Genomic DNA, 11497 nt, shown 5'->3' with positions numbered 1-11497 from the left:
GAAGATGAGCAGGGCGCCCTGCTGCTGGGAAAGCTTGCGCAGGCCTTCGACGAACTCCTGCGTCGGCACGAGCGCCCCGACGTTGTGGGGGATCGGTTCGAGGATGACCGCCGCGATCCGGTCGCGGTGCGCGTCGAACAGCGCGGCGACCGAGTCGAGGTCGTTGAACTCCGCGATCAGGGTGGCGTCGACCGCCTGGTCCAGGATGCCCTTGGAGAGCGGGTCACGGCCGTACGCCCGCTCGGGCGTCGAGATGACGTTGCGGGCGACCGCGTCGTGCCAACCGTGGAAGCCGCCCTGGAACTTGATGATCAGATCCCGGTCGGTGGCGGCGCGGGCCAGCCGGATCGCCTGCGCCGTCGCCTCCGAACCGCTCATCGTGGCGATCATCGACTCGGCGGACGGGATCACCTCGACGATCCGCTGTGCCAGCCGGACCTCGCCCTCGGTGACGCCGATGCCGGTCAGGTCGACACCGCCTAGGGCGGCGCGGATCGCGTCGTTGACGACCGGCGCGTTGTGGCCGAGCAGGATCGCGCCGAACGCGGCGTGGTAGTCGAGGTAGCGCCGGCCGTCGGCGTCCGTGAGGTAGGCGCCGTCGGCGGCGACGAACGCGTACGGCGCGCCGATGTAGCGGGTCGAGGAGTTGACGCCGCCGGGGATGACAGCCGCGGCAGCGTCGGCGATGGCCTTGCCGAGCGGAGAGTCGTGGGACGACAGAGGGGTTGGCATGAGCGACCTCGTATCCAGTTGGGCTGGCGGAGCCGACCGTAAAACAACCCTCATCAACATGGCAAGGCGTTCCATGTTTTACGCGATCGACCTTGACACGACCCGACGGCCACCACAGGATGACCGAACATGAAACATCGTTCCGTGCCTGGGGAGGTCACGCCGATGGATCGCACGGGCATCGTGCTGGTGGGCGCCGGCTTCATCGCCGACGCGCACTGCGGTGCGATCGACGCGGACCCACGGGCCGAGCTCGTCGGGATCGTCGACGCCGATCCGGGCCGCGCCGCGGCCTTCGCCCGCAAGCAGGGCGGCATCCGTTACGAGACGGACCTCGACACGGCACTGGCCTGGCCCGGTGCCGACGCGGTCATCCTCTGCACCCCCAACGACACCCACGCGCCGATCGGGCTGCGGGTGGCCGCCGCCGGCAAGCACCTGCTGGTCGAGAAGCCGCTGGCCACCACGCTCACCGACGCGCGGGCACTGGCCGAGGCGTTCGAGGCGACCGGGCGCGTGCTGGTCGCGGCGCACACGCACCGGTTCTACGACTACGGCCGAGCCGTCAAGCAGACCATCGACTCCGGCGCCATCGGGCGGCCCCAGTTGGTGCGGCTGGCGATTCTCGGCGGCTGGATCTGGCCCGACTGGAGCGCCTGGGTCGGCGACCCGGTCCGCTCCGGCGGGCACGCGCTGCACAACGGCGTGCACCTGCTGGATCTGGCCACCTGGTGGCTCGGCGGCGAACCGACCGCCATCTTCGCCCGCGGCCGCAAGCAGACCGCGGCGGAGCTGCGCATCTACGACTACCTGGAGATGGTGGTGACCTACGCCGACGGCGCGACCGCGGTCTGCGAGATGAGCCGGGCGCACCGTCCCGGCTCGCTGGCCCAGCGCGAGCTGCTGGTGGCCGGCACCGCGGGGATCGTCGAGCAGGGCTGGGACGGCGAGAGCGCGCTGGTCTTCGGTGAGGCCGGGACGGCGACGCTGCCGGCCGCCGGTGGCAACGGCTTCGCGGCCCAACTCGGCGCCTGGCTCGACGCGATCGGCGGTGCCCCACCGGCGATGCCGGTCGCCGACGCCGTGCGGGCGGTGGCCCTCGGCGTCGCGGTCGAGGAGTCGATCGCGACCGGCAGGCCCGTGGCGGTGACGGCATGACCCGGGTCGCGCTGGTCGGCAACGGCGGCATCGGCACGCAGGACCACCAGACCGCCATGTACGAGCCGGCGTTCCGCCGCCACCCGGCGTTCGAGATCGTCGACAACCCCGACGACGCCGAGGTGTGGAGCATCGCGGCGCCGCTCGCGGAACGCGGGAAGACGATCGCCGAGGCGATCCGGTCGGGCAGGCACGTGCTGGCCGACAAGCCGCTGGCGGCGACGGTGGCCGAGGCGCAGGAGATCGAGCGGCTGGCCGCCGAGCACGGCGTGGTCGTCGTGCCGGCCCACCACCAGCGGCTCGGCGGTGCGTTGCGGTCCGCGATCGCCGCCGTCCGCGGTGGCCGGGTCGGCCTGCCGTGGAACGTGCAGTGCGACTTCCTCGTGGCCGGCGGCGATCCGGCGCCGGGCGGCGAGCTGGTCAACTTCGGGCTCTACCCGGTCGACGTGCTGCACGCGCTGCTCGGCCTCGAGGTGCGCCGGGTGCACGCGACCGGCTCGCCGGCGCTGGTCACGCTGCTGCTCGACCACGACCACGGCGTGACCAGCACGGTGGTCTGCGGCCGGCTGCCGGTCCTGCGCGACGTGCCGCCGGGCGGCCCGGCCGTGCACCGCTACCGGATCAGCGGTTCCCACGGCGTGCTCGCGGTGGACGCCACGAAGCCGGCGCTCTCGGTGCGGGGGACGAGTTTCACGGGTCCGGTGTGGACCGGCCCGGGCACGGTCGACGCGCTGCTCGACGTGCTGGCGGCGGGCATCGCCACCGGCCGGGCGGCGGTCGGCCCGTCCGACGCGGTGCGGGCGCAGCGCGTGATCGAGGCCGCGCAGCGGTCGATGGAGACCGGCCAGCCGGTCGAGACAGGGGAGTGAGCAACGATGCGACTCGTCACCTACCGCCGGGCCGGCGAGGTCCGGCACGGCCGACTGACCGACGACGACCGGGTGGTCGAGTACGGCGACGGTGACCTGACGGCGTTCCTGACGGGTCGGACCGGCGACACCGAGCGGCTCGACGTCGCGCTGGCCGAGGTCGAGCTGCTGGCCCCGCTGCTGCGCCCGGGCAAGCTGCTGGCCGCCGCCGCCAACTACCAGGACCACGTCACGGAGACCGGCGGTGACCCGCTCGACAAGACGCGGCTGAGCCCCCGGCTGTTCCTCAAACCGCCGACCTCGATCGTCGGCCCCGGCGCGAACATTCCCATGCCGGCGGTCAGCTCCGAGGTCGACTGGGAGGCCGAGCTGGGGGTGGTGATCGGCCGCCGCGTCCGCGACGTCACCGAGGCCGACGCGCTCGACGCGGTGGCGGGCTACCTGACGTCCAACGACGTGTCCGCCCGTTCGGTCGACTACGGGTTCCCGCGCGACACCGACGACAAGATGGTCTGGTTCTTCGACTGGCTGGCCGGCAAGTGGCTCGACGGCTTCGCGCCGCTCGGCCCGTGGCTGGTCACGGCCGACGAGGTGCCCGACCCGCAGGCCTTGTCGATCCACCTCGACGTCAACGGGGTGACGAAGCAGTCTGGTTCTACAAAGGACATGATCTTCAGCGTGGCGGAGCTGGTCGCGCACGCGTCACGACTGATGACCCTCGAGCCCGGTGACGTGATCCTCACCGGAACGCCGTCCGGCGTGGGCGCCGCGACGGGTGAATTCCTGAAGGCCGGCGACGTGATCACCGTCGTCGTCGGTCAGCTGGGCCAACTCCGCAACACGGTCGTCTAGCAGCGACCGCCCCCACTGAGAGGTCCACTATGTTCAGAAACCGGATACGGACGGCGGTCGTCGGGCTGACGGTCGCCACGCTGGCGGTCGCCGGGTGCACGGGGCCGTCGACCACCCCCTCGGGCGGCTCCGGCACGGCCGCCACCTCTCTCAACGTCTACCTCTACCAGGAGCCGGCCGGCGTGTTCAGCCCGCTGGCCCCGATCAGTGGCCCCGACGGCCAGGTCATGTCGTTCATCTACGAGCGGCTCCTCGGCGTCGACCCCAACTACAAGCTGCAGCCGCGGCTGGCCGAGAGCTACGAGGTGTCGCCGGACGCGACGACGTTCACCTTCAAGCTCCGCTCGGGTCTCAAGTGGAGCGACGGCACGCCCTTCACGTCGAAGGACGTGCTGTTCACCTACAACCTGATGGCGAACCCGAAGACGACGAGCACGACCGCCGGCAACTACGCCGGTGTCGCCGGCGTCAAGGACTTCGTCGACGGCAAGGCGACCAGCATCTCCGGCTTCTCCGCGCCCGACGACAACACCTTCGTCATCAAGGCCGCGAAGCCGAACTTCGGCCTCCTGGCGCTGATCGGCAGCGCGTGGATCCTGCCCGAGCACATCCTCGGCAAGGACGCCCCGGAGGCCGTCGCCAAGAACGCGTTCTTCCGCAAGCCGACAGTCGGCATGGGCCCCTACACGTTCGTCGACTACAAGACCAACCAGTACGTGCACGTCACGGCGAACCCGAACTTCTTCAGCCCCGCGAAGATCAAGGACGTCTACCTCAAGCCGATGACGTCCGACAACGCCACGGCGCAGCTCGGCAACGGCGGCATCGACATCGCGTCGTTCTCGCCGACCGACCTCGAGACGGTGGCCGGCTTCAACAACATCGCGACGCAGGAGAAGCCGGGCGCCGGTTTCGTCCGGATCGCGCTGAACCAGGCGAAGCCGTACTTCAAGGACGTCAAGGTCCGTCAGGCCTTCCTGTACGCCCTCGACCGCAAGCAGATCGTGCAGACCGTGCTCGCGGGCAAGGCCGAGGTCCGGCTCTCGAACTTCGCGAAGGCCAACGAGCCGGCCGGACTCAACGAGTACGCGCAGGACGTCGCCAAGGCCAAGCAGCTTCTCGCCGAGGCGGGCTGGGACGCCAACCGTGAGGTCCAGCTCCAGTGGGTGCACGGTCAGCGGGACCGCGATGCCACCGCGACCATCGTGCAGAACCAGCTCGCCGCGGTCGGCGTCAAGGTGAAGCTGGTCAACATCCAGGCCGCGGAGATCCCGAAGACCTACCAGGAGAAGACGTACGACATGGTGCTCTACGGCGGCGGCAACTACGCCGTCGACTCGTCCACCATCAACGGGATCACGTCGTGCGCCAACCAGTACCCGGCGGGCGGCAACATCAACTACTTCTGCAACGCGCAGCTGGACGACCTGATGGCGCAGGCCAACGCGACCGCCGACGAGGCGGCCCGCAAGGCGCTGTACGACCAGGCCGCGAAGCTGGAGAACGACCAGGCCGACCTGATGTGGCTGTACTCGCCGTACGGTCTCTGGGCCGTCAACAAGAAGGTGCAGGGCTTCCAGGCACCGGGTTCGCAGGACACCTTGTTCTGGGACCCGGCGAGCTGGAGCATCACGGGCTGACCCACAGCACCGCGGTCGGGCCTGTCAACGGCGACCGGCCCGACCGCGGTCCGTGCTGACGAAGGGAGTGAGCGTTGGCCGCTTTTCTGGTGCGACGGCTGTCGATCAACGTGCTGGTGTTCTTCCTGATCACCATCGCGATCTTCGCGCTGGTGCACAAGACACCCGGCGATCCGATCGCCATGCAGATCCCGGCCGACCAGCTCAACTCCAGCAGCGCCGAGTTCATCGCGCAGAAGCGGGCCGAGCTGGGCCTCGACCAGTCGCTGCCCGTGCAGTACTGGCACTGGCTGACCAACGCGCTGCAGGGCAACCTCGGCGTCTCGCTGCTCAACGGCCGCCCGGTGACCGAGGTGCTCGGTGAGCGGATCGGCCCGACCGTCGAGCTGATGGGCGTCGGCCTGCTGATCTCGCTGCTGATCGCGTTCCCGCTGGGCATCCTGGCGGCCCGCCGGCGCAACTCCTGGCTCGACTACGGCGCGACCGTGGTCAGCCTCGGCTCGGTCTCGATCCCCGTGTTCTTCGTGGCGCTGATCGTGATCTACGTGTTCACGCTGAAGTTCCAGTGGTTCCCGTCGTCGGGCATCTCCGACCCGACCAACCCCAGCCTGCTCAACACCCTGCACCACCTGGTGCTGCCGGCCGTCATCCTCGGTTTCGGCAACTCCGGACCATTCATGCGGTACGTGCGCAGCAGCATGATCACCGAGTTGGGTGCCGACTACGTGCGCACCGCCAACGCCAAGGGCGCGCCGCCGACCCGGGTCGTGCTGCGGCACGCGTTCCGCAACTCGCTGATCCCGGTGCTCACGGTGATCGCCGCCAACCTGCCGCAACTGCTCGCCGGCGCGGTCGTGATCGAGCAGGTGTTCGCCTGGCCCGGCATGGGCCAACTCGCCGTCAGCGCGGTCAACCAGCACGACTACTCGGTGATCGTCGGCTTCGCGTTGCTGATCGCGATCCTCGTGCTGGTGTCGAACCTGCTGGCCGACGTGCTCTATACCGTCGTCGACCCGAGAGTGAGGCTGCGATGACGTCCACGACGGTGGCCGCACCGGTGGGGCGCTCGCCCGCCCGGGCAGCCGTGCGCCGCTTCCGCAAGCATCCGGCGGCCGTGGTCAGCCTGGTGTTCATCGGTCTGGTCGTGCTCGCCGCCATCTTCGCGCGGCCGCTCTCCGGCCACGACCCGAACGCGATCGACCTGCTGTCGGCGCGCTCCGGCCCGTCCGGCGCGCACCTGCTCGGCACCGACTCGACCGGTCGCGACGTGCTGTCCCGGCTGCTCTTCGCCGGCCGGATCTCCCTCGGCGTCGGCATCGCCTCGGCCGCCATCGCGGTGGTCGTCGGCACGCTCCTCGGCAGCATCGCGGGGCTGCTCGGCGGCTGGGTCGACGGCCTGGTGATGCGGCTGGCCGACGTGTTCATGTCGTTCCCGTCGCTGGTCGTGATCGTCGTGGTGGCCGGCATCCTCGGCCCCAGCGTGCTCACGATGGTGATCGCCATCGGGTTGTTCCAGTGGCCGGTCTGCGGCCGCATCGTCCGCGGCGTCACGCTCTCGCTGCGCGAGCAGGAGTTCGTGCTGGCGGCCCGGGCGACCGGCGCGGGACCGCTCTGGTTGATGCGCAAGCACATCATCCCGGCTGCCCTGCCCCCGGTCAGCGTGGTGGCGACGCTCGCGGTCGCGCAGGCGATCGCCCTGGAGGCGACGCTGTCGTTCCTGGGCCTGGGCGTGCAGCCACCGGCGGCGAGCTGGGGCAACATGCTCACCGACGCCCAGAGCCTGACGGTCATCCGCAGCGAGCCGTGGCTCTGGCTCTCCCCGGGCATCGCGGTGGCCCTGACGGTCCTCGCGGTGAACTTCATCGGCGACGGCCTCCGCGACGCGGTCGACCCGAGGTCGGCGTCATGAGCGATGGGATGTTGGCAACGGACCGTTCCTATGCGGAAAGCGTTAACAACGGACCGTTGCTTCGGGTTGACGGGTTGAGTGTCGACTTCCACACCGAGGACGGGGTCGTGCACGCCGTCTCCGACGTGAGCCTCAACGTCCACGCCGGACAGATCGTGGCCGTCGTGGGTGAGTCCGGCTCCGGCAAGACCGTGACCGCCATGTCCGTGCTGCGACTGCTGCCGAAGTCGGCCGAGGTCATGGCCGACGCGATCGCCTTCCGGGGCACCGACCTCCAGGCGATGTCACCCGCCGAGCTGCGGAAGGTGCGCGGTGGGCCCGTCGGCATGATCTTCCAGGATCCGATGACCGCGCTGAACCCCGTGATGACCGTGGGCGCGCAGGTGGCCGAGGCCGTGCTGCTGCACCAGCGCAAGCCCGACAAGAAAGCCGCCTGGGCGCGGGCCGTCGAGCTGCTGCGGCTGGTCGGTGTGCCCGACCCCGCGCAGCGGGTCAAGCAGTACCCGCACGAGTTCTCGGGTGGCATGCGGCAGCGCGCGATGATCGCGATGGCCATCGCCAACGACCCGGATCTGATCATCGCGGACGAGCCGACCACGGCGTTGGACGTGACGATCCAGGCCCAGGTGCTCGCGCTGCTCAAGAAGGCGCAGGCGGAGACCGGCGCGGCGACCATCCTGATCACCCATGACCTGGGCGTCGTCGCCGAGCTCGCCGACGCGGTGGTCGTCATGTACGCCGGCCGCGTCGTCGAGACCGGCGGGGTCCAGGAGCTGTTCGCGAACCCGCGGCACCCGTACACGAAGGGTCTGTTGGCCAGCCTGCCGCGGATGGACGTCGAGGTCGACCAGCTCGACCCGATTCCCGGCAACCCGCCCAACATGGCGGACCCGCCCGCCGGATGCGCGTTCCATCCCCGTTGCCCGCTGGCCCGTGCGCGGTGCGAGACTGAGCGACCGCTGCTGCGCGACGTCGGCGCCGGGCGGCGCAGCGCCTGCCACTTCAGTGAGGAGCTGGCATGACGAGCCTGTTGAAGGTGGAAGGGCTGCACAAGCACTTCCCGATCCGGCGCGGCGTGTTCCGCCGGCAGGTCGGCGAGATCCGCGCGGTCGACGGCGTCGACCTGGAGATCGACACCGGCGAGACGTTGAGCCTGGTCGGCGAGTCCGGCTGCGGCAAGTCGACCACCGGCCGCCTGCTGGTCCGCCTGCTGGAGCCGACCGCCGGGAAGATCCTGTTCGAGGGCGCCGACCTGGCGACGCTCTCCCAGCGCGAGCTGCGCGCCAAGCGCCAGGCGTTCCAGATCATGTTCCAGGACCCGTACGCGTCGCTGTCGCCGCGGATGACCGTGCAGGAGATCGTCGCGGAGCCGCTGCGGGTGCAGGGGCGCTACGCCGACGGTGGCCCGGACCGCGTCCGCGAGCTGCTGGAACTGGTCGGGCTGCGCCCGGAGCACTCCCGGCGGTACGCGCACGAGTTCTCCGGCGGCCAGCGGCAACGGATCGGCCTCGCCCGCGCGTTGGCCCTGGATCCGCGGCTGCTGGTGCTCGACGAGCCGGTCAGCGCGCTGGACGTCTCGGTGCAGGCGCAGGTCATCAACCAGCTGCGCGGCCTGCAGGACCGGCTCGGGCTGGCGTACGTGTTCATCTCGCACAACCTCTCGGTCGTGCGGCACATCTCGCACCGGGTCGCGGTCATGTACCTGGGCTCCATCGTGGAGACCGGGACGCGCGCCGACATCTTCAGCGCGCCCACCCACCCGTACACCCAGGCGCTGTTGTCGGCGATCCCGGTGCCCGACCCCGCAGGCCGGGACGAGCGTGAGCGGATCACGCTGGCCGGAGACGTACCCAGTCCGAGTAACCCGCCGTCCGGTTGTCGGTTCCGCACGCGGTGCTGGAAGGCTCAGGATGTGTGCGCGGAGGAAGCGCCCGCGCTGATCGATCGGATCGGCGTCGGACACCCCAGCGCATGCCACTTCCCCGAGGTTCCAGCCACCGTCGGCGGCGCGTAGGAGAGTCCACAATGCCGAGAGCCACCCGAGTTTCCGTCGACGACGCCAAGCCCGCGTCGGCGAACTACCACGCCAACGCGCTCGCCCGGGGCCTCGCCCTGCTGGAGATGCTGGCCGCCGCGCCGGAGCCGCTGACGCTGACCGAGTTCAGCGACGCGACCGCACTGCCCAAGAGCACGCTCGTACGGCTGCTCGCCGTGCTGTCCGAGATGGAATATCTCGTCCGCGTCGACGACCGCCCGTCCTACCGGCTGGGCCACAAGGTGCAGCGGCTCGCGGCGGCGTATGTGTCCACCCTGGACCTGACCGTCGTCGCCGAGCGCTACCTCCAGCCGGTCGCCGAGAGCACCGGGCAGACCGCCAACCTGGGCGTGCTCGACGGCGACCAGGTGCTGCACATCTGTGTCGCCGAGCCGGACCGGCCGCTGCGGTTCACCACCGCGCTCGGTGCCCGCGACCACACCTACGCCACGGGGCTGGGCAAGGTGCTCCTCTCGGAGTTGCCCGACGACCAGTTGCCCGCGGCGGTGCCGGCAGAGCCGTTCCCGACGTTCACCGAGAACACCCTGACCACGCTGGCCGACCTGCGCAAGGACCTGAAGAAGGTGGCCCGGCGGGGCTTCGCGCTGGACGACAACGAGCGCAGCGCGGGCTTGCGCTGCGTCGCCGTGCCGGTGCGGGTCGACGGCGACTGCCTGGCCGCGGTGAGCGTGTCGGGCCCGGCGGGCGAGTTCAGCACGGCCCGGCAGCAGGCCTACGTGGCCGCCCTCGACGAGGCGGCCAAGGCGGTGACCGACGACCCGGACTTCGTCACGGCGCTGCGGATCGTGCACCGGTCGTTGCGGGTCGTCGGTCGCCCATGATTCCGCTAGCCGACGTAGGCGATGGCCTCGATCTCGACCCGGACGTCCTTGTGGCCGAACGCGACCACGACGGTCGTCCGGGCCGGCGGGGCCTCCGGGAAGCGGCGGCGGTAGATCTCGTTGAACGGCGCGAACAGCAGGGCGCTGGACAGGTACGCGCCGATCTTGACGATCTGGTCGGGCCGGGCGCCGGCCGCGGCCAGGATCGCCTCGACGTTGTCCAATGTGGTCTCCACCTCGCGGGTGAAGTCGCCGACGTAGACGGTGCCGTCGCGGTCGGTGGCGACCTGGCCGGAGACGAAGACGAAGTCGCCCGCCTTGGTGGCGGGGGAGAGCGGAACGGGCGGCGGCGGGAACCCCTCGGGGTGGAACCTCTCGATCATCGCAACATGGAACCACATTCCATGCGGGTTGCCCATGTCTGAGGACCTGCTGCTCGCGGGCGGCCTCGTGGTCGACGGCTCGGGCACGCCCGCGGTGCGCGCCGACGTGCTGGTGCGCGACGGCCGTGTCGCGGCTCTCGGTGCCGGGCTCACCGCCGCGGTGGTGCGGGACGTCACCGACCGGGTCGTCTGCCCCGGGTTCGTCGACATCCACACGCACTCCGACCTGACGCTGCTCTCCGACCCGCGCGGGCTCAGCAAGGTGCACCAGGGCGTGACCACCGAGGTGGTCGGCAACTGCGGGCTGGGCGTCGCACCGCTGGCGCCGGGCGCGCCGGTCGCGTTCGTCCGGCAGGCCGTCGGCTATCTCGACCTCGATCCCGCGGTGGACTGGTCGTGGCCCGACCTCGCCGGCTATCTCGCGGCGCTGGCGTCGGCCGGACCCGGGCTCAACGTCGCCTCGCTCGTCGGGCATCTCGCCCTGCACGCCTCGGTCGTGGGTTTCTCCGACCGGCCCGCTTCGCCGGCCGAGATCGACCGGATGTGCACGCTGCTGGGCGACGCGCTGGACGCGGGAGCGGTCGGGCTGTCCACCGGGTTGGTCTACGCGCCGCTGCCGTACGTCCGGGAGGACGAACTGCTGGCCCTCGCGCGCGTCGTCGCGGACCGGGACCGGATCTTCACGTGGCACGTCCGCAACTACGACGACGACCTGCTCGGCTCGGTCGACCAGGCGGTGCGGGTGGCGCGGGCGACTGGGGCGCGTACCCAGATCTCGCACCTCGCCGCCGTCGGACGCCGCAACTGGGGCGCGGTCCGGCGCGCCCTCGACCTGGTCGACGCGGCCAACGCGGACGGCTTCGACGTCGGCGTCGACATCTACCCCTACCTGCACGGCAACGCGCCGCTCTCGCAGTTGCTGCCGGCTTCGACGCAGGAGGGTGGGCCGGCGGTCTGGGCTTCGGCGCTGCAGGACCCGGCCGTCCGCGCCGCGGTGCGGGCCGCCTGGGTCGACCGGCCGACGGGCTGGGACGAGATCACGGTTTCGTGGACCAGCCGGCCGGCCCCGGATCCCGT

Annotated in this window: 12 protein-coding genes; 10 read left to right on the top strand and 2 right to left on the bottom strand. The window is 70.8% G+C overall.

Translation table 11 applies throughout. From position 1 onward, the window contains the following. A partial coding sequence (locus Asi02nite_RS39765) for an aminotransferase class III-fold pyridoxal phosphate-dependent enzyme (protein WP_203719226.1) occupies positions 1-732 on the bottom strand: 732 nt, incomplete at its 3' end. A gap of 165 nt (positions 733-897) precedes the next feature. Here Asi02nite_RS39765 and Asi02nite_RS39760 point away from each other — a divergent pair. The 9 genes from Asi02nite_RS39760 (at position 898) to Asi02nite_RS39720 (ending at position 10037) form a co-directional block, all read left to right on the top strand. Then, entirely contained in the window at positions 898-1890 is a 993-nt protein-coding gene (locus tag Asi02nite_RS39760) for a Gfo/Idh/MocA family protein (protein WP_203719225.1), read from the top strand. Next, a complete protein-coding gene (locus Asi02nite_RS39755) occupies positions 1887-2759 on the top strand; it encodes a Gfo/Idh/MocA family protein (protein ID WP_203719224.1) in 873 nt (290 codons plus the stop codon). Before Asi02nite_RS39760 ends, Asi02nite_RS39755 begins: the two co-directional genes overlap by 4 nt. 6 nt (positions 2760-2765) lie before the next feature. Then, positions 2766-3611 (top strand): fumarylacetoacetate hydrolase family protein, encoded by an 846-nt coding sequence (locus Asi02nite_RS39750; protein WP_203719223.1) that lies wholly within the window; start codon positions 2766-2768, stop codon positions 3609-3611. A 29-nt stretch (positions 3612-3640) separates the two neighbouring features. Then, on the top strand, positions 3641-5251 hold the full coding sequence (locus tag Asi02nite_RS39745) for an ABC transporter substrate-binding protein (RefSeq protein WP_203719222.1): 1611 nt from the start codon (positions 3641-3643) through the stop codon (positions 5249-5251). A gap of 74 nt (positions 5252-5325) precedes the next feature. Further along, on the top strand, positions 5326-6285 hold the full coding sequence (locus Asi02nite_RS39740) for an ABC transporter permease (RefSeq protein WP_203719221.1): 960 nt from the start codon (positions 5326-5328) through the stop codon (positions 6283-6285). Further along, positions 6282-7160 (top strand): ABC transporter permease, encoded by an 879-nt coding sequence (locus tag Asi02nite_RS39735; RefSeq protein ID WP_203719220.1) that lies wholly within the window; start codon positions 6282-6284, stop codon positions 7158-7160. The genes Asi02nite_RS39740 and Asi02nite_RS39735 overlap by 4 nt, the downstream gene beginning before the upstream one ends. A 74-nt stretch (positions 7161-7234) precedes the next feature. Continuing rightward, complete coding sequence (locus tag Asi02nite_RS39730) at positions 7235-8182, top strand: ABC transporter ATP-binding protein (protein ID WP_239127675.1); 948 nt, start codon at positions 7235-7237, stop codon at positions 8180-8182. Then, positions 8179-9174 (top strand): ABC transporter ATP-binding protein, encoded by a 996-nt coding sequence (locus Asi02nite_RS39725; RefSeq protein WP_203719219.1) that lies wholly within the window; start codon positions 8179-8181, stop codon positions 9172-9174. Before Asi02nite_RS39730 ends, Asi02nite_RS39725 begins: the two co-directional genes overlap by 4 nt. Positions 9175-9185: 11 nt before the next feature. Next, the gene (locus Asi02nite_RS39720; protein WP_203719218.1) at positions 9186-10037 is read left to right on the top strand and encodes an IclR family transcriptional regulator; all 852 of its coding nucleotides are present in this window, start codon (positions 9186-9188) and stop codon (positions 10035-10037) included. 5 nt (positions 10038-10042) lie between these two features. Here the strand turns inward: Asi02nite_RS39720 and Asi02nite_RS39715 are convergent, their stop codons facing one another. Then, the gene (locus tag Asi02nite_RS39715) at positions 10043-10420 is read right to left on the bottom strand and encodes a RidA family protein (RefSeq protein WP_203719217.1); all 378 of its coding nucleotides are present in this window, start codon (positions 10418-10420) and stop codon (positions 10043-10045) included. A gap of 34 nt (positions 10421-10454) precedes the next feature. Here Asi02nite_RS39715 and Asi02nite_RS39710 point away from each other — a divergent pair. Next, positions 10455-11497, top strand: a 1043-nt coding sequence (locus tag Asi02nite_RS39710; protein ID WP_203719216.1) for an N-acyl-D-amino-acid deacylase family protein, incomplete at its 3' end; no start/stop codon positions are given.

This window comes from Asanoa siamensis, from assembly GCF_016862555.1.
Taxonomy (GTDB): domain Bacteria; phylum Actinomycetota; class Actinomycetes; order Mycobacteriales; family Micromonosporaceae; genus Asanoa; species Asanoa siamensis.
Note: the sequence above shows the minus strand (reverse complement) of the source record. Positions and strands in the feature narration are given on the sequence as shown.

Excerpts from the sequence above, each read along its gene's own strand:
- Asi02nite_RS39745 (WP_203719222.1), top strand. The coding sequence starts at position 3,641 with ATGTTCAGAAACCGGATACGGACGGCGGTCGTCGGGCTGACGGTCGCC.
- Asi02nite_RS39725 (WP_203719219.1), top strand. The coding sequence starts at position 8,179 with ATGACGAGCCTGTTGAAGGTGGAAGGGCTGCACAAGCACTTCCCGATC.
- Asi02nite_RS39750 (WP_203719223.1), top strand. The coding sequence starts at position 2,766 with ATGCGACTCGTCACCTACCGCCGGGCCGGCGAGGTCCGGCACGGCCGA.
- Asi02nite_RS39715 (WP_203719217.1), bottom strand. The coding sequence starts at position 10,420 with ATGATCGAGAGGTTCCACCCCGAGGGGTTCCCGCCGCCGCCCGTTCCG.
- Asi02nite_RS39755 (WP_203719224.1), top strand. The coding sequence starts at position 1,887 with ATGACCCGGGTCGCGCTGGTCGGCAACGGCGGCATCGGCACGCAGGAC.
- Asi02nite_RS39760 (WP_203719225.1), top strand. The coding sequence starts at position 898 with ATGGATCGCACGGGCATCGTGCTGGTGGGCGCCGGCTTCATCGCCGAC.
- Asi02nite_RS39735 (WP_203719220.1), top strand. The coding sequence starts at position 6,282 with ATGACGTCCACGACGGTGGCCGCACCGGTGGGGCGCTCGCCCGCCCGG.
- Asi02nite_RS39720 (WP_203719218.1), top strand. The coding sequence starts at position 9,186 with ATGCCGAGAGCCACCCGAGTTTCCGTCGACGACGCCAAGCCCGCGTCG.